1 protein-coding gene is annotated in these 284 nt (G+C 66.9%); it reads right to left on the reverse strand.

Going from position 1 to position 284, the window contains the following annotated elements:
* Positions 1–284 (reverse strand): 2-oxo acid dehydrogenase subunit E2 (locus tag DJ568_RS17045; RefSeq protein WP_199561022.1); only part of this gene is annotated, 284 nt, incomplete at both ends.

Raw genomic sequence — 284 nt, forward strand, 5'->3', positions numbered from 1 at the left:
GTTGATGATCGAGGCGAAGCTCTTGATGCCGAACATGCCGAGGTTGGACACCGAGAAGGTGCCGCCCTGGAACTCTTCGGGCTTCAGCTTCTTGGTGCGGGCGCGCTCGGCCAGGTCCTTCATCTCGGCGGAGATCTGGGCCAGGCCCTTGGTCTCGGCCGCCCGGATGATCGGGGTGATCAGGCCGCCCTCGACCGCCACCGCCACCGCCACGTCGGCATGGTGGTGCATGGCGATGCCTTCCGGCGTGTAGCTGGCGTTGGCTTCCGGCACGCGCTTCAGGG

It is taken from the genome of Mucilaginibacter hurinus, assembly GCF_003324525.1.
Lineage (GTDB): Bacteria > Bacteroidota > Bacteroidia > Sphingobacteriales > Sphingobacteriaceae > Mucilaginibacter > Mucilaginibacter hurinus.